Annotated in this window: 20 protein-coding genes; 4 read left to right on the forward strand and 16 right to left on the reverse strand. The window is 68.0% G+C overall.

Going from position 1 to position 19243, the window contains the following annotated elements:
* Nucleotides 1-57 precede the first annotated feature (57 nt).
* Nucleotides 58-2340 carry an ATP-binding protein gene (locus ACFYLW_RS12230; protein WP_390183133.1) on the forward strand — a complete coding sequence of 761 codons (2283 nt, stop codon included), beginning with the start codon at nucleotides 58-60 and terminating at the stop codon, nucleotides 2338-2340.
* A gap of 13 nt (nucleotides 2341-2353) precedes the next feature.
* Here the strand turns inward: ACFYLW_RS12230 and ACFYLW_RS12235 are convergent, their stop codons facing one another.
* Both ACFYLW_RS12235 and aceA read right to left on the reverse strand, forming a co-directional pair.
* A complete protein-coding gene (locus tag ACFYLW_RS12235) occupies nucleotides 2354-2563 on the reverse strand; it encodes a hypothetical protein (protein ID WP_313102890.1) in 210 nt (69 codons plus the stop codon).
* A gap of 29 nt (nucleotides 2564-2592) precedes the next feature.
* Nucleotides 2593-3870: an isocitrate lyase gene (gene aceA / locus ACFYLW_RS12240; protein ID WP_390183134.1), complete on the reverse strand. Its 1278-nt coding sequence runs from the start codon at nucleotides 3868-3870 to the stop codon at nucleotides 2593-2595.
* A 154-nt stretch (nucleotides 3871-4024) separates the two neighbouring features.
* On the opposite strand from aceA, the gene ACFYLW_RS12245 reads away from it, so the two are divergent.
* Nucleotides 4025-5455: a short-chain fatty acyl-CoA regulator family protein gene (locus tag ACFYLW_RS12245; RefSeq protein ID WP_390183135.1), complete on the forward strand. Its 1431-nt coding sequence runs from the start codon at nucleotides 4025-4027 to the stop codon at nucleotides 5453-5455.
* Between the two features lie 4 nt (nucleotides 5456-5459).
* On the opposite strand, the gene ACFYLW_RS12250 is transcribed toward ACFYLW_RS12245, so the two are convergent.
* From ACFYLW_RS12250 to ACFYLW_RS12260, 3 genes are all read right to left on the reverse strand, one after another.
* Nucleotides 5460-6293 carry a universal stress protein gene (locus tag ACFYLW_RS12250; RefSeq protein WP_390183136.1) on the reverse strand — a complete coding sequence of 278 codons (834 nt, stop codon included), beginning with the start codon at nucleotides 6291-6293 and terminating at the stop codon, nucleotides 5460-5462.
* Between the two features lie 77 nt (nucleotides 6294-6370).
* On the reverse strand, nucleotides 6371-7804 hold the full coding sequence (locus ACFYLW_RS12255; RefSeq protein WP_390183138.1) for a hypothetical protein: 1434 nt from the start codon (nucleotides 7802-7804) through the stop codon (nucleotides 6371-6373).
* Nucleotides 7805-7872: 68 nt separating this feature from the next.
* Nucleotides 7873-8862, reverse strand: coding sequence for a helix-turn-helix transcriptional regulator (locus tag ACFYLW_RS12260; RefSeq protein WP_390183139.1), 990 nt, complete (start codon nucleotides 8860-8862; stop codon nucleotides 7873-7875).
* 93 nt (nucleotides 8863-8955) lie between these two features.
* Between ACFYLW_RS12260 and ACFYLW_RS12265 the strand changes: the two genes are divergently transcribed.
* A complete protein-coding gene (locus tag ACFYLW_RS12265) occupies nucleotides 8956-9198 on the forward strand; it encodes a hypothetical protein (protein ID WP_390183140.1) in 243 nt (80 codons plus the stop codon).
* Between the two features lie 3 nt (nucleotides 9199-9201).
* Here ACFYLW_RS12265 and ACFYLW_RS12270 read toward each other — a convergent pair whose 3' ends face one another.
* The 10 genes from ACFYLW_RS12270 to ACFYLW_RS12315 form a co-directional block, all read right to left on the reverse strand.
* Nucleotides 9202-10656, reverse strand: coding sequence for an amidohydrolase family protein (locus tag ACFYLW_RS12270; RefSeq protein WP_390183141.1), 1455 nt, complete (start codon nucleotides 10654-10656; stop codon nucleotides 9202-9204).
* Between the two features lie 41 nt (nucleotides 10657-10697).
* Nucleotides 10698-11111 (reverse strand): DUF1801 domain-containing protein, encoded by a 414-nt coding sequence (locus ACFYLW_RS12275; protein WP_390183142.1) that lies wholly within the window; start codon nucleotides 11109-11111, stop codon nucleotides 10698-10700.
* Nucleotides 11104-11514 carry a cupin domain-containing protein gene (locus tag ACFYLW_RS12280; protein WP_390183143.1) on the reverse strand — a complete coding sequence of 137 codons (411 nt, stop codon included), beginning with the start codon at nucleotides 11512-11514 and terminating at the stop codon, nucleotides 11104-11106. Before ACFYLW_RS12280 ends, ACFYLW_RS12275 begins: the two co-directional genes overlap by 8 nt.
* 51 nt (nucleotides 11515-11565) lie before the next feature.
* Nucleotides 11566-12201, reverse strand: coding sequence for a hypothetical protein (locus ACFYLW_RS12285; RefSeq protein WP_312063307.1), 636 nt, complete (start codon nucleotides 12199-12201; stop codon nucleotides 11566-11568).
* A gap of 113 nt (nucleotides 12202-12314) precedes the next feature.
* On the reverse strand, nucleotides 12315-13733 hold the full coding sequence (locus ACFYLW_RS12290; RefSeq protein WP_390183144.1) for an NAD(P)(+) transhydrogenase (Re/Si-specific) subunit beta: 1419 nt from the start codon (nucleotides 13731-13733) through the stop codon (nucleotides 12315-12317).
* Nucleotides 13734-13774: 41 nt separating this feature from the next.
* Complete coding sequence (locus ACFYLW_RS12295) at nucleotides 13775-14152, reverse strand: hypothetical protein (RefSeq protein ID WP_390183145.1); 378 nt, start codon at nucleotides 14150-14152, stop codon at nucleotides 13775-13777.
* An 11-nt stretch (nucleotides 14153-14163) separates the two neighbouring features.
* A complete protein-coding gene (locus ACFYLW_RS12300) occupies nucleotides 14164-14448 on the reverse strand; it encodes a hypothetical protein (RefSeq protein WP_312063301.1) in 285 nt (94 codons plus the stop codon).
* Nucleotides 14445-14771 (reverse strand): NAD(P) transhydrogenase subunit alpha, encoded by a 327-nt coding sequence (locus tag ACFYLW_RS12305; RefSeq protein ID WP_296174830.1) that lies wholly within the window; start codon nucleotides 14769-14771, stop codon nucleotides 14445-14447. Before ACFYLW_RS12305 ends, ACFYLW_RS12300 begins: the two co-directional genes overlap by 4 nt.
* Entirely contained in the window at nucleotides 14771-15904 is a 1134-nt protein-coding gene (locus ACFYLW_RS12310; RefSeq protein ID WP_390183146.1) for a Re/Si-specific NAD(P)(+) transhydrogenase subunit alpha, read from the reverse strand. Before ACFYLW_RS12310 ends, ACFYLW_RS12305 begins: the two co-directional genes overlap by 1 nt.
* 230 nt (nucleotides 15905-16134) lie before the next feature.
* Entirely contained in the window at nucleotides 16135-16383 is a 249-nt protein-coding gene (locus tag ACFYLW_RS12315; RefSeq protein WP_390183147.1) for an aa3-type cytochrome c oxidase subunit IV, read from the reverse strand.
* Between the two features lie 160 nt (nucleotides 16384-16543).
* Here ACFYLW_RS12315 and ACFYLW_RS12320 point away from each other — a divergent pair, with 160 nt between their 5' ends.
* A complete protein-coding gene (locus tag ACFYLW_RS12320; RefSeq protein WP_390183148.1) occupies nucleotides 16544-17362 on the forward strand; it encodes a universal stress protein in 819 nt (272 codons plus the stop codon).
* Nucleotide 17363: 1 nt separating this feature from the next.
* Here ACFYLW_RS12320 and ACFYLW_RS12325 read toward each other — a convergent pair whose 3' ends face one another.
* Nucleotides 17364-19163 (reverse strand): M3 family oligoendopeptidase, encoded by a 1800-nt coding sequence (locus ACFYLW_RS12325; RefSeq protein ID WP_390183194.1) that lies wholly within the window; start codon nucleotides 19161-19163, stop codon nucleotides 17364-17366.
* Between the last annotated feature and the right edge of the window lie 80 nt (nucleotides 19164-19243).

The raw sequence follows: 19243 nt of genomic DNA on the forward strand, positions 1-19243 counted from the left end.
CGTAGTTTGTTCACCGATTTGCGGCAGTCTTTTCGACGGGTTGGAGGGGCTTGTGACGTGAATACGATCCTGAACTGCCTGGTTCAGCAACATGACTGGCGAATCCTCCCGTTCGCCCTGCTCGTGTCCGTGTTCAGCCTGCTGATCGCCCTCTCCCTGTTCGACCGCGCCCACAACGTCGCGCGACGTTCGCGGCGCGCCTACCTGATCGCCGCGCCTCTGGTGGCCGGGCTTGGCGTCTGGAGCACCCATTTCATCGCCATGAAGGCCTACGACGCCGGCGTGCCGATGCGCTACGACATATCGGAAACGGTGGTCTCGCTCGGCGTCGTCGTCATCGCCTTCTATGTCGCCATGCAACTGGCCCTCGCGGAAAGCAGTCGGGTCAGTCGCATCGTGGCGAGCCTGACCTGCGGCCTGGGCGTCGCCGCCATGCATTTCATGGGCATGGCGGGATTGCGCCTGTCCGGCGCCACGCTGTCTTGGAACGCCCCTATGGTCATGGTCGCAGTTCTCGGCGGCCTGCTGCTGGTCAGCGCCGTCGCCCTCCTGCCCTGGCGCAGCGGCGCCAAACGGGTTGTCGCCGCCACGGTCCTGGGCGCCGCCAGCGTCTGCTGGCTTCATTTCGTCGCCATGAGCGCGGTGACCGTCACGCCCACGCCCGGCATCCTCCTGCCCGCCGCGGCCGCCGCCGAGACGACCCTGACCTTGTGGATCGGCGCCAGCGTCGCCCTGTTGGCCATCATCGCCGCCTTCCTGACCGGCATGGTCTGGTGGTCGCGACACAGCGCCCTGGGTCAACTGCGCGAAGCCATCGAGGCCATGCCGGACGGCCTGGGCTTCTATGACGCCGACGACCGCCTGGCGATCTGGAACAAGCGCTACAGCGAGATCAATCCCGAGGTGACCGCCGCGCTCAAGGTCGGCGTCACCTTCCGTGAAGTCCTGATGGCAGGCATCAACGCCGGCCTCTATCCCGCCGCTCTGGGGCGGGAAAACGCATGGATCGCCGAACGCATGGCCAACCGCCGTCGCCCCATGGGTGCGATGGAGCAGCAGATCGGCGGGCGCTGGCTGCGCGTTCAGGACCGCAAGACCGCTGAGGGCGGCACGGTCACCGTCTGCTCCGACATCAGCGACATGAAGCGCGACGCGCAGGCCCTGGCCGAGGCCCGGGACGCCGCCGACGCCGCCAACCGGGCCAAGAGCCAGTTCCTGGCCAATATGAGCCATGAGATCCGCACCCCCCTGAACGGAGTCATCGGCGTGGCCCAGGCCCTGGCCCGGACCGACCTGACGCAACAGCAACGCGAAATGCTGGACCTGATCCATTCGTCCAGCCGCACGCTTCAAACCCTGCTCAGCGACATCCTCGACCTGGCCCGCGTCGAGTCCGGTCGCCTGGAACTGGGCGACGAACCCTTCGACCTGACCAAGGCCGTCGAAGAGGCGGGCAAGCTCTACGCCGCCGCCGCCCGCGACAAGGGCTTGCAGTTCTTCGTCGAGGTCGCGCCCGAGGCCCGCATCTGGATGCACGGCGACCCCGTGCGCCTGAAGCAGATCCTGACCAATCTGGTCTCCAACGCCGTCAAGTTCACCGCATCGGGCTTCGTCAGCCTAACCGTCGACGCCGCGCCGCAAGGTCTGCGCTTCGTGGTTCAGGACACCGGCATCGGCTTCGACGCCGAAACGCGCGAACGCCTGTTCAGCCGCTTCGAACAGGCCGACGGCGACATCACCCGTCGTTTCGGCGGCTCGGGCCTGGGCCTGGCCATCAGTCAGGAACTGGCCGCCATGATGGGCGGCGGGCTGGACTGCGAGAGCGAGCCGGGCGGCGGCGCCGCCTTCATCCTGACCCTGCCGCTGCGCCGCGCGGAAGCCCCCGCCGCTCCTACTCTGACCGTCGCCCCGACGGACACGATCTTCGCCGAGACGCGCCGACTGCGCATCCTGGTCGCCGACGACCACCCCACCAACCGGCGTGTGGTCGAACTCATCCTGGATCAGGAAGCCGTCGATCTTGTCTCGGTCGAGGACGGCGCCCAGGCGGTCGAGGCCTGCCGCGCCTCGGTCTTCGATCTGGTGCTGATGGACATGCAGATGCCGGTGATGGACGGCCTGACCGCCACCCGCGAGATCCGCCTGCACGAAGTCGCCATGGGCATGCCGCGCACGCCCATCGTCATGCTGACCGCCAACGCCCTGCCCGAACATATCACGGCGGGGACCGAGGCCGGGGCCGACCGGCATCTGGCCAAGCCCTTCAGCGTCGAGGTCCTGCTGGCCATGGTGGCCGAGCTGACCTCGGACGCGCCTCAGGCCGCGGTTCAGGCGGCCTGAGGGTCTTCTCTTCCTATTCGTAGCCGTGAGCGGCTTCGTTGATGACCTGGCTGGGCATGGACGAGAAGTCCACGCTCAGCGGCCGCGCGGCCTTGGACTGGAAGGTCTTGATGACGTGCTCCAGTCGACGGCGCACTTCGCGTTCGGCCTCGGTCGATCCGTCCAACGCCAGGGGGGCCAGACAGAAGTCGATGATGGCCTGGGGTCTGCTCAGCGGTTCCATGTCATTTCCTTTCCTGTGAAGCGTGGAACTCAGGCGGCGTGGAACTGGGCCGTCTCGGTCGAGTCCTTCAAGGCCGTGGTCGAGGACTGGCCGTTCGAGATGACCGTGGCGACCTGATCGAAGTAGCCGGTGCCGACTTCGCGCTGGTGACGGGTGGCGGTGTAGCCCGCCGCCTCGTTCGAGAACTCGCGCTGCTGCAGCTCGGAATAGGCCGCCATGCCGCGATCGCGATAGCCGTCGGCCAGCTCGAACATGGAGTTGTTCAGGCTGTGGAAGCCCGCTAGGGTCACGAACTGGAACTTGTAGCCCATGGCCCCAAGCTCGCGCTGGAACTTGGCGATCGTGGCGTCGTCCAGCTTGGCCTTCCAGTTGAAGGAGGGCGAGCAGTTGTAGGCCATCAGCTTGCCCGGGTGCTTCTTCTGGATCGCCTCGGCGAACTTCTTGGCGTCGTCCAGATCGGGGTGCGAGGTCTCCCACCACAGCAGGTCGGCGATGTTGGCGTACGAAAGTCCGCGCGCAATGCAGTGGTCAAGACCCGTGCCTTCCTTCAGGCGGAAGAAGCCCTCTGGCGTGCGGTTGTCGCGGTCGATGAAGGGCTGGTCGCGTTCATCGATGTCCGAAGTGATCAGTTGGGCGCTCTCGGCGTCGGTGCGGGCGACGGTGATGGTCGGCGTGCCCATGACGTCGGCGGCCAGACGGGCGGCGACCAGATTGCGCTCATGCGCCTGGGTCGGGATCAGAACCTTGCCGCCCAGGTGGCCGCACTTCTTCTCGGACGCCAGCTGGTCCTCGAAATGGACGCCCGCGGCGCCCGCCTCGATGAAGGCCTTCATGATCTCGAAGCTGTTCAGCGGCCCGCCGAAGCCGGCCTCGGCGTCGGCGACGATGGGGGCGAACCAGTCCCGTTTCGCGCCGCCCTCGGCGTGTTCGATCTGGTCGGCGCGCTGCAGGGTGCGGTTGATGCGGCGGCACAGTTCCGGCGCGGCGTTGGCCGGATACAGCGACTGGTCCGGGTACATGGCGCTGGCCGTATTGGCGTCGGCCGCGACCTGCCAGCCCGACAGGTAGATGGCCTTCAGACCCGCGCGGACCATCTGCATCGCCTGATTGCCGGTCACGGCGCCCAGGGCGTTGATGAAGGGCTCGTCGTGCAGCAGCTCCCACAGGCGGTTGGCGCCCCTCTCGGCCAGGGTGTGGGTGATCGGCACCGAACCGCGCAGACGCAGAACGTCCTCCGGCGTATAGGGGCGTTCGATGCCGTCGAAACGGCCGGCGGGCGAAGGAACCAGATCGGCGAAGGTCGTCATGTTCGTCTCGGCTTTTGAAGGGCGCGGTCATGCCGCCGCTGCCGAAACCAGAACACGCCTCCGTCATGATTGACACAGCACGAGCCACAGCTTTCAAGTCAAACAGTCATATCGTGACACTTGCCAATCAGTCATATCGTGACATCATCGCGTCATGAACGCCGCCGCTGATCGCAAACTCTTCCTCGGTGGCCGCCTGAAACGGCTGCGGCGCGATCTCGGCCTGTCGCAGACGGCCATGGCCGGCGATCTGGGCGTTTCGCCCTCCTACCTGAACCATATCGAGCGCAATCAGCGCCCCGTCTCGGCCCAGCTGCTGCTGCGTCTGGCCGAGACCTATGACGTCGACCTGCGCAACCTCGGCCAGTCCGGCGGCCCAGCCTCCGAGGCCGAACTGGCCGAAGCCTTCGCAGACCCCCTTTTCCAGGGACTGGCCGTGCCGCGCCATGAGATCGTGCAACTGGCCGAGGACCAACCCGCCGCCGCCGACGCCATCCTGAGGCTCTACCGCGCCTTCTCCGACCGCCGCGTGCGCGACCGGGCCGAGGCCGAGGTCGCCGGCGCCGCCTCCCCCGCCGACAGCCCGTCGGAATGGGTGCGCGAATACATCCAGAGCCGCCACAACCACGTCCCGGAGCTCGACGCCCTCGGCGAGGCCCTGCACGACGTCCTCAGGGCTGAAGCGTCTTCGCCGGACGAGAGCGTCGAGGCCCTGGCCCGCGCCCGCCTGTTCGCCCGGCACGGCCTGACGGTGCGCACCCTGCCCGCCGAGGTCATGGTCGAATGGACCCGCCGCTTCGACCCACACCGGGGCCGCCTGCTGCTGTCCGACACCCTCGGCCCGTCATCGCGCGCCTTCGCTGTCGCCAGCCAGCTGGCCCTGATGGAGCACGGGGCCGAGCTTCAGGCCCTGACCGAGGCGGCGAATACGCCCGACGCCCCGACCCGAAACCTGCTCAAGACCTCCCTGACCAACAGCCTGGCCGCCGCCATCCTCATGCCCTACGCCGCCTTCCAGCGCACGGCGGAGGAGACCGGCTATGATCTGGCCCGGCTGCAGGCCCGCTTCGGCGTCGGCTTCGAGCAGGCCGCACACCGGCTCACCACGCTCTCACGACCCACGGCCAGAGGCGTGCCCTTCTTCCTGATGCGGGTGGATCAGGCGGGCAATGTGTCGAAACGCTATGCCTCCGGCGCCTTTCCCTTCTCGCGCTTCGGCGGGGCCTGCCCGCGCTGGCGACTGCACTCGGCCTTCCGCACGCCGGGCCGCATCGTCACCCAGATCATTGAGACGCCTGATGGATCGCGCTGGTTCACCCTGGCCCGCACCGTCGACCGTCAGGGCCAGGACGCCTTCACCGAGGGTCAGGACCTGGCCATCGGCCTGGGCTGCGAGCTGAAACACGCTCACCGCCTCATCTACGCCCGCGGCCTCGACCTGCAAAAGCCCGAGGTCACCCCCATCGGCCCTGCCTGCCGCCTGTGCGAACGCCATCCCTGCGCCGAACGCGCTGCGCCGCCGGTCGGACGCGCGCTGACGGTGGACGACTGGTCGAAGTCGGTCAGCCCCTACCCCTTCGCCTGACGCTTCAGTGCGCCAGCAGGAGGGCCACCGGACTTTCGGTGATCAGGGTCTGGGTCACCCCGCCGAAGATCCACTGACGCATCCGCGCATGACCCCAGGCGCCGCTGACGATGACGCCGGCCTTCATCTCGGCGGCGCAGTCCAGCAGGCGGCGGCCCGCCGAGCGGTCGTCATGGGCGCGGGCCTCGCCCTCCGCCTTGACGCCGTGCCGCTTCAGCCAGGCCGCCACGTCGGCGGTGCGCAGCCGGGCGCCGTCCATGTCCTCGGGATCGCACAGCTCGACCACGCGCACGCTTTCGGCCTCGCGCAGCAGGGGGATGGCCGCCACCGCAGCCAGGCGGCTCTCGCGGCTGTCGGTCCAGGCCAGCAGCACCGGCGCACCCGCCACCGACCGCGCCGGGTTGGGCGGCATGATCAGCACCGAACGCCCCGCCCGCATGGCCAGGTCGGACGGAATGGGCGAGCGCCAGCCGCTGGCGTTGGCGGAATCTCGCCCCACAATCAGCACGTCGGCGGCGCGGGCGTGCTTGACCAGAAGGCTGGTCGGGTCGCCTACGTCGGCGCGCCATTCGCAAGACAGGCCCGCCTTGGTCGCAATCTCGCGGAAGCGAGCCTCGGCGCCCTTCAGCGCGCTCTCGGCCCGCTCGTGCTGGGCGGTCAGCACCTCGCCTAGCAGAATTCCCGCCCCGTAGGCGTCGGCCATCGGCGTCTCCGGCGCGCAGGCCGAGACCCCGATCAGATGAGCGCCGTGCGTCTTGGCCAGGCTGGCGGCCTGCTCGATCCGCTGAATGTTGTCGGGCTCGTCGTCGACGTAGACGATAAGGCTGGACCAGGTCATGGCGACCTCCTCTCGTTCCAGAAGGATAGAACGCCTGAGCTGAAGTTCGGTCCTTGATCCCGATCAAATAACAGCGATCAGATCAGCACGACCTTGCCGTTCTCGACCCGATGCGGAACCCCAGTCCTGCGGAACAGGTCGGCGATCTCGGCCGCCGGATCGACCGCGCCCTGATCCAGCATCCGCCCAATAGTCTGCGCCAGCGACGGATCACCCGACGCCCGCGTCAGGGCCTCCAGCCATTCGGCGCGGCTCAGGACGCCGTCCTTGCGATTGACCGCCAGCACCGGACGCAGGAAGTCGAACCAGTCGCCGCCGTCGCGTCGTTTCTGCGTCCCTTCCGCCGCCATGGCGAAAACGGCCCCGCACGCATAATAGGCCCGGTGCTCGCCCCGGTCGCCAGCCTCGACCACCGACTTGCGGACCAGATCGATGCAGTCGTCCACCTCGGTCTGAAGTTCGGCGCGGGCGTCATAGGCCGGGTCCAGCGCCTTCAGCGCCCGCACCGCCATCAGATCGGCCCCGCCCTCGGTGATCCAGGCGTCGCGGGCGAACTGATAGCGCACCGCCTGCCCCAGCCAGAAGTGCGCGCTCTCATGGCCGATGAACCAGCGCGAGCGTTCCAGCACCTCCTTGCTGGGGTTCAGCACGCCCACACCCTCGAACTTCATGACGATCAGACCGGGCAGGACGCTGCCGCCCATGCTGGACAGGCGCTCGGTCGGACCGTTCCAGCTGACCATGACGGTCGAGGTCTCGCTGCCCACGCCGGGCGCGCCGAGACGCCGCAGGTAGTAGTCGCCGACATGCGGGGCGAAGCTGCGGATCTCCTCGCCGATCCACGGCGGCAGGTTGGGGTCGATGACCGTGGTCAGACCCTCGCCCGGCGTCACCCGCGCCTGCCCCAGCAGGACATAGGAGCGCTCGCCCGTCGTGGTCAGATTGGCCTGCCGCCTGCCGTTGAACAGCACCGGCCCCGCCGTATCGCGCCAGGTGACGGTGGAGGCTCCGCCCTCCAGATCGACGCCGTTCAGGTCGGCAGGCATGGCCTCGGCCGCCTCGACCGACGACAGGGCGAAGACGTCGAACTGACGCGTGGGCAGGGCCACGGCGCCGTCCGAGAAGGTCAGTGTGCCGTATTCCGCCTCCAGATAGACGGCCTTGGGCTTGAGCGAAAAGCGGACGTGACGCGGCACGGGACCGCCGTCCAGACTGCGGATCACGTCATAGTGGCCGCGCCGCTCCATGACGACGCCGGGCGTCTCGACCGTCCACTGCGTGGGCCGCCAGGGCTGACGCACGTCGGTCATCAGGGCCGAGTCCATGAAGGCCCAGACCTGCGCATCCCGGTTAAAGACATAGTCCGCCGTCCACCGGTCGCCGTCGCGCGTGACCTCGACCACCGGCGCAGCGCGCGCGTCCCAGGTTCCCGGCGGCAGGGGCGCGGCGGCGCAGGCGCCCAGCAGGGCCGTGGCCATAACGGTCGAGGCGGCGAAGGCTTTCAGACGCAAAGGTAGAAACTCCGAACTGTTCAGCTTGAGCATAGGCGACAGGGCGCCAGCGTCAGCTTACGGTTTGCTCAGGATTGCGCCCGCTCTAGGGCGCGTCCCGCCGCCGCCAATTCGCCAGCCATGACCGCCTTCAGCCGCTGCGGCGCCTCGATGGTCGCCTGCTCGCCCCAGGTGAACAGGTGCCAGGCCAGTTCGCGCATCCCCGAGGCGCGGAAGCGCACCACGACCGAACCGTCCGGCTGATCCTCGATGGTCTGGGTCGGGTGCCAACGCCAGCCGCGCGCCTCGACCGCGCCCTCGGGGGCGATGCGCAGCACCACCTCCTCGATCTCGTCCTGATAGATGCCGAAGGACTGGCTGGCGAAGGCGGCCAGGTCGAAGTCCGCGGGCGGCCGCGCCGTCCCCTCGCCCGCTTCGACCGAACTCATGCGATCCAGGCGGAAGGTCTGGATACGCCCGCTCTCGCGGTCCGCCGCCACCAGATAGTTGGCGCGCCCGAACATCAGGCCGCAGGGGGCCACGCTGCGGCTGCGCGCCTCGGCCCCGGGCCGAGCGTAGATGAAGCTGAGCGGCCGCTCGGCCAGCACCGCGCCGCGAATCTCGGCCAGCACCGTCTCGTCGGCGGTGGGACGCGGCCCGGCCTGAACGGCGATGGTCTCGGCCCGGACCAGAGCCTCCAGATCAGGGGCCATGCGGTTCAGGGTGGTCGAGCGCATGGCCGCCTTGACCTTGCGCTCCAGCCCCTCCAGCGCCGCCGCCCGCGCAGGCTCGCCCGCCGCGCGCAGAGCGGCGGCGGCCTTGGTCAGCTCCAGCATCTCGGTGGCCGTCGGGGCCTGTTCGAAAGCCGACAGTCCGCCGCGAATGCGCCAGCGCTTGCTCGGCGGATCGCTGATCTCCTCAACCTGCGGGAACAGCATCAGGACCGCGTCGCGCATCCGCTCGGCGGTGCGCCGCCCGACGCGCAACTGCCCGGCCATGTCGTTCAGCGTCAGCCCCTCGGCGCTGGCCGCCATGCCGCGCGCCAGATCGATGACCATCGCCGCCTTGTCGTGCCGCAAGAGACTTCTCCACAGAGATACGTCCGAAACTGACGCAATGCTGTCGCATCCTCTCAACATCAGCAAGAGGCAATCGCTTCAGGAGATCACGACATGGCCTTCGCCCGCACCCCGACGGTCCAAAAGCCCGCCAAGAAGACCTTCGCCGACCGCTACATGATCGTGCCGTGCGAGGCCGAGGGCGACCTGGCCGTCATCTGGGACCGTCAGGAAGAACAGGTCGTGGACGTCATCTCCGCATCGGCCAGCAGCCGCTATTCCGACGAGGACGCCCTGTGGGACGAGTTCCACGCCGCCCCGACCGCAGCAATGCACGACTGGCGCATGGCGGCGTAAGAATCAGCGCAAGGCGGCTTCGTGCGCCGTGACGCGGGCGCGGATCTCGCCGCGCATCCGCTCCAGTTCGCTCGCCTCGATCAGGCGACCGCGCAACACCAGATCGGCGATGCGTCGTGTCGCCGAGACGTCGGTCAGCGGATTGGCCTCCAGAACCAGCAGGTCGGCCGACTTGCCTGCCGCCACCGCACCGTAGCGCTCGCCCTGGTTCAGGAAGCGCGGCCCGTCCACGACCGAGCCCATCAGCGCCTCGCGCGGCGTCAGCCCCAGCTTGACGTACAGCTCCAGCTCGTCGTGCAGCGAGAAGCCCGGATAGTTGAACGAGTTGAGGAAACCCGCGTCCGTCCCGGTCAGGATCACCACGCCCGCATCGCGCAACATGGGCAGGGTGCCCGACGTCACCTCCTTGACGAAATGACGGTCCTCGATCTGCTGCGGCGTGGCCTGGGCCGCGCGCTGGACACGCCAGGCGTAGGTGGCCCGGATGCCCGGCCCGACATAGGCCAGGCCCGCGTCGTGCGAGTGGTCGTCCAGATCCAGATTGGCCAGGGTGGTCGAGCCATAGAGGGTCGGCGACACCGCCGTGCCCAGTTCCCTCAGCCGGGCATAGACCCGCCGCGCCGTCTCGACGTCAAAGGTGTCGGCGTAGCGCCGCATGGTCTGGGCGTAGGTGTATTTGCCCGCCAGATAGTCGGCGGCGATGGCCGCCTCGTCCTTCGAGCCCGCCTTCATGGCGTAGTCGAGGTGTTCGATCGATGACAGGCCCGCCTCGGCGGCCTCCAGCACGGTGATGCTGGCCGGGATGTGGGCCGAGGTCTTCATGCCGCGCTTCTTCGCCTCGCGCACGGCGTAGAGGAAGAGCTCGGGTTTCAGGGTGTTGTCGGTGATCTTGACGAAGTCGACGCGCAGGGCCTGCAGCCGGTCCAGAGCCGCGTCCACGTCCGCCTCGCTGCCGGTCTCGATCACGCCCTTCCACACCGGGGCGATGCCCTCGATCTTGGGACCGGACGTGAAGATGCGCGGGCTGTCGGGCGTCGGCGGGGCGTCGCGCCAGTCCAGCACCTGCTGCGCCAGATCGCCCGCCGCGTCGCGCACCGCGACCACGCCGTTGACGACATAGAGGGGCATCAGCTCGGCGTTTTCCTCGATCAGGGCTTCGCCCCCGCCGAAGTGGACGTGCATGTCCCACAGGCCCGGCATGACATAGCGGTCGCCCAGGTCCGTCGTCCGCGTCGCACGATAGCGGCGGGCCTCGCCTTCCGGCAAAACGGCGACGATGTCCCCGCCGCGCACGGCCACCAGTTGGTCGGGTGTCGTCACGCCCTTCTCGACATCGACCACCGTGGCCGAGGTCAACAGCAGGTCGACCGTCTCGACCGGGGTTTCAACGGCCCTCAGCGGCGCCGTGGCGCAGGCGGACAACAGGGCGGCGGCGGCGACGATCAGGAAGGTGCGCATGGACATCCGCTATAGGCCTCTCATCGCGCCCGGCAAGCGGATCAGGGATAGCGGCGGTTCATCTCGTCCCGGCTGGCGACGCACAGGTCGCGCAGCACGCCCATGTCCACCTGATCCAGCCGCTTGATGTAGAGGCAGGCCACGCTGGTCGCGTGCGGCCCCAGCCGCGCCAGCAGGGCCTCGCTCTCCGGCGCCGAGGCCAGATAGAGGGTTAGAGCCGACTTGCGCGGCGAGAAACCCATGCGCGGCCAGTCGGCTGGCTTCTTCGTCGAGTTGACGTAGGTGTAGCGGCCGAAGCCGACGATGGACGGCCCCCACATGACCGGCGCCTCGCCCGTCACCTCCTGCATCAGAGCGCAGAGAATACGGCCTTCCTCGCGCCGCCGCGCCGGTTCGGCGGCGGAGAGGAAGTCCTCGACCGAGGCGTCGGTGGGCTGGGTCTTCGGCTCAGACATGGGGCGCTTCCACAGCCTCGATGGCCAGTCCCGGCGCCGTCGAACAGGCGGCCAGGGTCCAGTCGCCCTGACTGCGCATCCGCCGCCAGGCCCCGGCGGGCGCCGCGATCTGCCGCTGATCGGGGCCCAGCACCAGAGGCCTCAGCCCCTGATCCGTGACGATCTCCAGCGTCAGCGGCGCGCCCATGTAGAAGGCCCAGATTTCGGTCGCCTCGACCGGACGCCAGTCGTCGGCGTCCTCCGCCGTCAGCAGCCGGTACTCGGTCGCAGCCTCGGACCCGCAGGCCGCCAGCCCCGGATCGCGCGCCATAGGCCGGAAATGCCCGCCCTCGGGATGCGGCGTCAGAGACAGGTTGGCGATGATCTCGTCCGCGCTGAACACGATCTCCCCCTCCTCCGTCATAGCCGCCCTCGTTTCACTGCAGTCGCTTGATGGGACTGTTCGCAGCAGGACTCAACGGCGAGGCACGGAGCCCCCCAAGCGCATAACCCGGTACCATTGGCGACGCCCAGCCTCATCGAACTTGCTAGCGAAAGCCTCGACGCATCCGTCTTCGTACAAAAGCCGACGACCATCCATCGCATGGCGGCTCACCCGGCGATCCCCGCCAGCGTCGGAGACAGCATGATCCACGTCGCTGATAGCTGCCACCCACCCACGCCAATCGCGACGATCAGAGAGCCGCAAAGCCGACAGGCGGATCCAATCTCCGTTCGGCGTCCTTGCATCGTAAATCACGGCGACATGGACGTTGCCTCTGCGGCGGTGGAAGACGCAGCCAGTCTCTACAGCTTCCAGCGACGCATAGGGCACGGAGTATCGCGGCGACAAAAACCCCGGCTGCCGATAGGTCAAACTGCTCGGATACAGAGCCACGCCGCTCCGCGCGTCGTGCAAGAAACTGACGATCACGATAATCGGGACAACGATCAGGCTCCATTTGGCGATCAGTTGCGGGTTCCCCGACCTGGGGATTAGCCACCGCAAAACCAGTGACCAGCCGAGCGTGAACAACATCGACACGACGGCGAAACCGGACGCGAGACTCCACCAGTAAAGCGGCGCCTCGTCCAGTCCGGCACGAAACATCGAGAGTGCGCCAACTTGGCCAACGAAGCCTGCGGCGCCCAGCCCGACAAGCGCTATCAGGCCGACGATGTTGGGGCTATAGCGCGTCCAACTGGCTGGATCATGGATTCGCCTCACAGCGCCTTGACGATCCCCTCGACCATCTTCTTGGCGTCGGCGAACAGCATCATGGTGTTGTCGCGGAAGAAGAGTTCGTTCTCGACGCCCGCATAGCCCGCCGCCATGCCGCGCTTGATGAAGAGGACGGTTCCGGCCTTCTCCACGTCCAGAACCGGCATCCCATAGATGGGCGACTGCGGGTCGGTCTTGGCGGCCGGGTTGGTCACGTCGTTGGCGCCGATGACGAAGGCTACGTCGGCGGAGCTGAACTCACTGTTGATGTCTTCCAGCTCGAACACCTCGTCATAGGGGACATTAGCCTCGGCCAGCAGGACGTTCATGTGGCCCGGCATCCGGCCCGCGACGGGGTGGATGGCGTATTTCACCTCGACGCCCTCTTCCTTGAGGATGTCGGCCATTTCGCGCAGGGCGTGCTGGGCCTGGGCCACGGCCATGCCGTAGCCGGGGACGATGATGACCTTGGACGCGTTCTTCATGATGAAGGCGGCGTCCTCGGCCGAGCCCTGCTTGACGGGGCGCGTCTCGACCACGCCGCCGCCCGCTGCCGCCGCATCGCCGCCGCCGAAGCCGCCCAGGATGACGCTGACGAAGCTGCGGTTCATCCCCTTGCACATGATGTAGCTGAGGATCGCGCCGGACGAGCCCACAAGCGCGCCAGTGATGATCAGAGCGATGTTCTCCAGCGTGAAGCCCAGAGCCGCTGCGGCCCAGCCGGAGTAGGAGTTCAGCATCGACACCACCACCGGCATGTCCGCCCCGCCGATGGGGATGATCAGGGTCGCGCCCAGGATCAGACTGAGGGCGAAGACGCCCCAGAAAGCCCAGATCGCCGTGCCGCCGGTGCCGATCAGCACCCCGATCAGGAAGACCAGAGCCAGAGCCAGGCCGATGTTGATGAGGTGCCGCGCCGGCAGCAGGATCGGCGAACCACTCATGCGACCGTCCAGCTTGGCGAAGGCGATGACCGAGCCGGTGAAGGTGATGGCCCCGATGGCCACGCCCAGGCTCAGCTCGACGATCGACAGGGTCTTGATGCCGCCGCTCGCCGTCATGATGCCGAAGGCGTCGGGCGCATAGACGGCGCCCACCGCCACCAGACAGGCGGCCAGACCGACGAGCGAGTGGAAAGCCGCGACCAGCTGCGGCATGGCCGTCATCGGCACGCGCTTGGCGATCAGGGCCCCGGCCCCGCCGCCGACCACGACGCCGCCGCCGATCAGGGCCAGGGTCAGCAGGTCCAGCGCGCCCGACGTCCCCAGAGTCAGCAGGGTCACGCCGACGGCCAGCGCCATGCCGATCATGCCCAGCGTATTGCCGCGCCGGCTGGTCTCCGGGCTGGACAGGCCCCGAAGGGAGAGGATGAACAGGACCCCCGCGGCCAGATAGGCCAGCGCGGCTATGGATGCGTTCATCAGATCCCCTCCCCCGAGGTCATGTTCAGTCAGGCGTTAAGTCAGAAGACGTTGACGACCGCCGGCTTGGCCGGGTCGTTGGTGCCGGCGGCGGTGGCTGCGCCGTTCTTGACGACGGCCACGCCGACGCCGCCCTGGCCGCCCGTCTTGGTCACGGTGCAGCTGCCGTTGTCGCTGGGCAGACGCCCGGCCATGCGGCCCGTGCCGGTGTGGTTGATGCGGTTCATGTGGATGCCGCGAATGGTCACCGGGGCGAACTGGCACTGCAGCGTCCAGCTGGCGCCCTGCGGCGCGGCGACCGACCAATGCAGGCCGCCGTAGGGGTTCTTGCCCACTTCTTCGGTGTGCTGGGCCAAGGCGGCGCCCGATGCGGCGACGGCGGCGGTCAGGGCGGCGGCGAAAATCAGGGAGGTCTTCATCACGGTTACTCTCAGCGTTTGGTCAGGCTTTGGGTGCGGGTCAGTCGCCACAGCGCGGCGGCGATGAACAGCGGCCCCAGAAATATCATGGCCCAGTCGAAGACGGTCATCTCGCGGTTCTGGATGACGATGCGCGTGAGGACGGCGGCGAAGACCAGGACCACGCCGCAGTCCTGAAACCGCAGCCGACCAATGGGGTCCTTCACCCGCACCCAGCTCCAGATCCACAGGGCCACGCCCAGACCGGTGACGGCCCAGGAGACATAAAAAGCGAACAGGGCAGGCGAGAAAATCACGAGGCCTTGGGCCTTTCCTTCTTCTTGTACATGGCCAGCATCCGTCGCGTGACCATGAAGCCGCCGAAGATGTTGACGCTGGCCAGGGTCACGGCGACCACGCCCGCGCCCTTGGCGATCCAGGCGTTCGGCCCGCCCGCCTGGGCGCTCATCGCCGCAGCCGCGATCAGGCCGCCGACAATGATGACGCTGGAAATGGCGTTGGTCACGGCCATCAGCGGCGTATGCAGGGCGGGCGTCACGCTCCACACCACATAATAGCCGACGAAGATCGCCAGCACGAAGATGGCCAGGCGGAAGACAGTAGGATCAACGTGTTCCATCAGCCCTTCACTCCTTCATGCACCACGGCCCCGCCGTGGGTGACGACGGCGGCCTTGAGGATTTCGTCTTCCAGATCCAGCGCCACGGCGCCGTCCTTGATCATCAACCCGAGGAAGGCGACCAGGTTGCGCGCATAGAGGGCGCTGGCGTCTGCCGCGATGCGGCCCGGCAGGTTGGTCCAGCCGACGATCTTTACGCCGTTGGCCGTGGTCACGATCTCGCCGGGCCTGGAGCCCTCGACATTGCCGCCCGCCTCGACCGCCAGATCGATCAGGACCGAGCCGGGCTTCATCGAAGCCACCTGTTCGGCGCTGACCAGCACCGGCGCCGCGCGGCCGGGGATCAGGGCCGTGGTGATGACGATGTCCTGCTTCTTGATATGCTCGCCGGTCAGGACAGCCTGCTTGGCCTGATACTCAGGGCTCATCGGCTTGGCGTAGCCGCCCGCCGTCTGGGCGTTCTTGAACTCTTCGTCCTCGACCGCCAGGAACTTGGCGCCCAGGCTCTCGACCTGTTCCTTGGTGGCCGGGCGCACATCGGTGGCGGTGACCACCGCGCCGAGCCGCCGCGCCGTGGCGATGGCCTGCAGACCCGCCACGCCCACGCCCATGACGAAGACCTTGGCGGCGGCGACGGTGCCCGCCGCCGTCATCATCATCGGGAAGCCCTTGCCAAAGGCGTAGGCCGCCTCGATCACCGCGCGATAGCCGGCCAGATTGGCCTGGGACGACAGCACGTCCATGACCTGGGCGCGGGTGATGCGCGGCACGAATTCCATGGCGAAGGCGGTGACGTTGGCGCCCTTCAGCGCCTCGACCGTATCCTTTTCACGATAGGCGTCCAGCATGGCGACGACCACGGCGCCGGGCTTGAGCGCGCTGGTCTCCTGCGCCGTCGGGCCGCGCACCTTCAGCACGATGTCGGCGCCTTCCAGCACCGCGCGGGTGTCGGGCTTCACCGTGGCCCCGGCCTCGGCGTAGTCGGCGTCAGGAATGGACGAGCCGAGCCCTGTCCCGGCCTCGACCGAAACGGTCGCGCCCAGGGCGATCAGCTTCTTCACCGTCTCCGGCGTTACAGCGCAACGCGTCTCGCCTTCACGGCGCTCGCGGGTCACGGCGATGGCGACAGCCAAGCGAATCCCTCCCAAGTCCCCCAGAACCGGAACGTTAGGACGAAGCCAAAGCGGGCGTCAAAGCGCAAATTGCCCCCTCGCCTGACAGTTTGTTGCAGCGCGAGAGAAAATTAGCCCCGCAGACGCAAGTTTCGACCTTTTCCCGCGCGCCGCCAGACATGAAAAAGCCCGCCGAACGCGTGTCCGACGGGCCTTTCAGATTTCACTGCGCCGCGAGCGCGGCGCCGAACTCAGTGCGCGGGCTTGGAACGCAGGGCGAAGAAGCCCGCCACGAACACCACCACGCCGCTGATGGCGCCGGCCACGAAGCCCGCGCCCACGGCGAACCAGACCGTCAGCAGGACCAGGATCGCAGCCGTCAGCAGCGAGCCCCACTTGGCCATGAATTTGAACAGCTCCCAGGTCGAGACCTGCTCCGAGATTTCCATCGAGCCGTGCACATAGGCGTGTTCGGCATTGTCTGCGTGCTGGTCGGCCATTCCGGTCTTCCGAAAAAGAGTCAAGATTTCGACGGCTCTTATAGCGGTCGGGGCGCGAGGCTCAAGACCTGAGCACACGCGGTCCAGCTTGTCGCGTTGACGCCGTCCGATCAGCGTTCATGATGCGAGTGCGAACGTCTTGCCGGACCCAGGAGCTCCCATGCCTTCCTCGACCGTTCTCGTCGCCACCGACCTGACCGCGCGCAGCGACCGTCCGTTGGATCGCGCCGCCCTGCTGGCCGATCAGATCGGCGCCGGCGTCACCGTCGCTCATGTCATCGAAGGCCCCGGCTTCGACCGCGAGCAGGACGCAGAGGTGCTTCGCGCCATCCGGGCCTCGTTGCCGCCCGCCTTGGCGAAAGCGGCCGTTGTGTCGGACCACGGCGCCGCACCCACGGTTCTGGCCGAGCTGGCGAACAGCGAGAAAGCGGCCGCCATCGTCACCGGAACCGGCCGCTATAACGGGTTGAGCGACTTCTTCCTGGGCACGGCGGTGGACCATCTGGTGCGCCACGCCGAGCAGCCAGTGCTGGTGGTGAAGCGACGTGCGAGCGGCCCCTATCGCTCGATCCTGGTAGCCACCGACTATTCCGAAGGCGCCCTGCAGGCCTTCCAGACGGCGCTGCAGCTGTTCCCCGACGCTACGTTTGAACTGGTCAACGCCTACAGCGTGCCCTTCGAGACGCGCGCGCCCTCGGCCGACATCACCGAAGCGGCCCGCGAAGAGGCCGAGGCCGGGATGGCCGCCTTCGTCGCCCGCGCCGCCCCGCCTAAGCCCGACGCCGTCCGCACCCTCGTCGCCAAGGGCGACGCCCAGACAGTGATCGAGCAGCGCGTCATCAGGGACGCCCCCGATCTGGTCGTCATCGGCTCGCACGGCCGCAGCGGCTGGGTGCAGGCGACCCTGGGCAGTCAGGCGTCAAACCTGCTGAAACGCCTGCCGTCCGACATTCTCGTAGTGCGTCAGACCCGGGACTGAATCAGCCCAGGGCCTCGAACTGATCGACCAGACGCTCCAGCCGCTTCGTGCCGATGGTCCAGAAGGCCGGGTCACGCGGGTTCAGGCCGAAGGGCTTCAGCGCCTCGACATAGGTGTGCGCCCCGCCGCCAGCCAACAGGTCGCGATAGAGGGGCGTGAAGGCCGTCGGGTCCTTGGCCCTCGTCTCCATCAGGGCCGCGACCAGCAGGTCGCCGAAGGCGTAGGCGTAGACATAGAAGGGCGAGTGGACGAAGTGGCTGACATAGGCCCACCAGTTCTCGTAGCCGGGGTTCAGCGTCACCGCCGGGCCGAGGCTGGCGCCCAGCTCCTCCATCCAGATCTCGCCGATGCGCTCGACCGGGACCTCGCCATTGGCCCGTTCGTCGTGGAAGCGGGTCTCGAAGCGGTGGAAGGCGATCTGGCGCACCACCGTGTTCAGGCCGTCCTCGATGCGACCGGCCAGCAGGGCGCGCTGATCCTGCGGCGTCGCCTCGGCCAGCAGGCGATCGAAGGTCAGCCCCTCGGCGAAGATGGAGGCGGTTTCGGCCAGGGTCAGCGGCGTGTCGGCCAGGAGCGAGCCTTGCGCCGCCGCCAGGGTCTGATGCACCCCATGGCCCAGTTCGTGTGCCAGGGTCAGCAGGTCGCGCCGCTCGCCCATCCAGTTCAGGAAGACATAGGGGTGGCGATCCGCCGTCACCGGGTGAGCATAGGCGCCCGACTGCTTGCCCGGCCGCGCACGCGCATCGATCCACGGCCGGTCGAAGAACCAGCCGGCGCGCTCGGCGAAGTCGCCGCCAAGATCCGCGAAGCTGGCCAGAACCACCTCGCGCGCCTGCGCCCATTCATAGGTGCGCGGCGGCGTCGCCTCGATCGGGGCGTTGCGGTCCCAGTGGTCCAGCGCCGTCTTGCCCATGGCCTTGGCCTTGAGCGCGTAATAGCGGTGCGAGATGCGCGGATAGGCTTCGGCCACCGCCTCGGCCATGGCGTCCACGCTTTCGCCGTCGACCTCGTTGCCCAGGTGGCGACTGTCGGCGGGGCGCTTGAAGCCGCGCCACTTGTCCTCCAGCGCCTTGTCGGCGGCGACGGTGTTCAGGACCATGGCCATGGTCTGGGCCTTGTCGGCGAAGGCTTTGGTCAGGCCCTCGGCGGCTGAGGCGCGCTTGGCGCCGTCGGCGTCGCTGAGGCGGTTCAGGGCTTCGGACAGGGTCAGGCTCTCGCCGTCAGCCTCGGCCCGCAGCGCCGCCAGGGTCTCGTCGAACAGGCGCGGCCACTGGGCCTGAATGGGACCGCGCTCGGCGATGAAGGTTTCCAGTTCGCTCGACAGCTCGTGCGGCTTCATCGCCCGCACCCGGCGCAGCCAGGCCGACCAGCGCGCGGCGACGGGATGGGCGGCCAGGGCGGCCGCGATCTCGGCCTCGTCCAGTTGGTTGATCTCCAGCGTCAGCCAGACGGTCGGGGTGGCGATGACCGTCATCTTCTCGCGGATGTTGGCCTCGAAACCCTGCGCGCCCGCATCGTCGCGCGCCGTCGAGGCCGCCAGGAAGGCGTAGGCGCCCAGACCGCCCATGACGTCCGCCGCCTGTTCGTACAGGGTGATGGCCTGATCCAGCGCCGCGCCCAGGGCCGCCGCCTCGCTGCGCTGGTCGACCAGTTTGCCCTGGAAGGCGTTCATCTGGTCCACCAGGGCCTTGGCGCGATCGAGGTCGGCGCTGATGCGCGCATCCTCGCGCGAGGCGTAGAGGTCGGACAGGTCCCACAGGGGAGCGTCGGCGAAGTCGGTCGTCTGGACGGGCGCGTTCATGCCCTTGGTTGTGGGGGCGCGGACGGGCGGACGCAAGCGCCTCTCCCTTCCTTCTACCGATGGGAGAAGGTGGCCCGAAG

Source organism: Brevundimonas sp. NPDC007368 (genome assembly GCF_042869015.1).
Classification (GTDB): Bacteria; Pseudomonadota; Alphaproteobacteria; order Caulobacterales; family Caulobacteraceae; genus Brevundimonas.

Excerpts from the sequence above, each read along its gene's own strand:
- aceA (WP_390183134.1), bottom strand. The coding sequence starts at position 3,870 with ATGACGACCTTCGCCGATCTGGTTCCTTCGCCCGCCGGCCGTTTCGAC.
- ACFYLW_RS12290 (WP_390183144.1), bottom strand. The coding sequence starts at position 13,733 with ATGAACGCATCCATAGCCGCGCTGGCCTATCTGGCCGCGGGGGTCCTG.
- ACFYLW_RS12270 (WP_390183141.1), bottom strand. The coding sequence starts at position 10,656 with ATGCGCACCTTCCTGATCGTCGCCGCCGCCGCCCTGTTGTCCGCCTGC.
- ACFYLW_RS12245 (WP_390183135.1), top strand. The coding sequence starts at position 4,025 with ATGAACGCCGCCGCTGATCGCAAACTCTTCCTCGGTGGCCGCCTGAAA.
- ACFYLW_RS12280 (WP_390183143.1), bottom strand. The coding sequence starts at position 11,514 with ATGACGGAGGAGGGGGAGATCGTGTTCAGCGCGGACGAGATCATCGCC.
- ACFYLW_RS12305 (WP_296174830.1), bottom strand. The coding sequence starts at position 14,771 with ATGGAACACGTTGATCCTACTGTCTTCCGCCTGGCCATCTTCGTGCTG.
- ACFYLW_RS12320 (WP_390183148.1), top strand. The coding sequence starts at position 16,544 with ATGCCTTCCTCGACCGTTCTCGTCGCCACCGACCTGACCGCGCGCAGC.
- ACFYLW_RS12285 (WP_312063307.1), bottom strand. The coding sequence starts at position 12,201 with ATGTTTCGTGCCGGACTGGACGAGGCGCCGCTTTACTGGTGGAGTCTC.
- ACFYLW_RS12325 (WP_390183194.1), bottom strand. The coding sequence starts at position 19,163 with ATGAACGCGCCCGTCCAGACGACCGACTTCGCCGACGCTCCCCTGTGG.
- ACFYLW_RS12315 (WP_390183147.1), bottom strand. The coding sequence starts at position 16,383 with ATGGCCGACCAGCACGCAGACAATGCCGAACACGCCTATGTGCACGGC.
- ACFYLW_RS12235 (WP_313102890.1), bottom strand. The coding sequence starts at position 2,563 with ATGGAACCGCTGAGCAGACCCCAGGCCATCATCGACTTCTGTCTGGCC.
- ACFYLW_RS12250 (WP_390183136.1), bottom strand. The coding sequence starts at position 6,293 with ATGACCTGGTCCAGCCTTATCGTCTACGTCGACGACGAGCCCGACAAC.
- ACFYLW_RS12275 (WP_390183142.1), bottom strand. The coding sequence starts at position 11,111 with ATGTCTGAGCCGAAGACCCAGCCCACCGACGCCTCGGTCGAGGACTTC.
- ACFYLW_RS12295 (WP_390183145.1), bottom strand. The coding sequence starts at position 14,152 with ATGAAGACCTCCCTGATTTTCGCCGCCGCCCTGACCGCCGCCGTCGCC.
- ACFYLW_RS12265 (WP_390183140.1), top strand. The coding sequence starts at position 8,956 with ATGGCCTTCGCCCGCACCCCGACGGTCCAAAAGCCCGCCAAGAAGACC.